Consider the following 337-nt stretch of genomic DNA (forward strand, 5'->3'; position numbering starts at 1 on the left):
GAGAATTCATCCCAAGATACATCAAATTGAGCAACATATCCACCAGTATGATCAAGCGTCATTTTAGCACTAGAATATTCTGTAGTTGTAGTCTCAATATAATCTGTATTGTTATGAACAGCAGCAGTTGCGTTATCTTTTAAGAAAGTGCTTGTATATGAAATTGGGTATGCTGGATTTTTAGAACTTAATTCTGCATTATCTTTAATGATATTTCGGATTTCATTAAAATCTTTTGTAACAACCTTGTTATGCTCTTTTGCATCTCCGCCTAATACTACAGCGGTAAAGGTACTGTCTTCAAAAATATCTTTGTACTGTCCACTCGCTTCAACGC

At 34.4% G+C, this 337-nt stretch carries 1 protein-coding gene; it reads right to left on the bottom strand.

All coding sequences use genetic code 11. The features are described from left to right. On the bottom strand, positions 1-337 hold a 337-nt coding region (locus ACM6HU_RS01040; RefSeq protein ID WP_414847954.1), incomplete at both ends, for a thiol-activated cytolysin family protein.

Origin of the sequence: Bacillus sp. IT-79MI2, from assembly GCF_949768135.1 — a bacterium.
In the GTDB taxonomy this organism is placed as follows: domain Bacteria; phylum Bacillota; class Bacilli; order Bacillales; family Bacillaceae_G; genus Bacillus_A; species Bacillus_A pseudomycoides.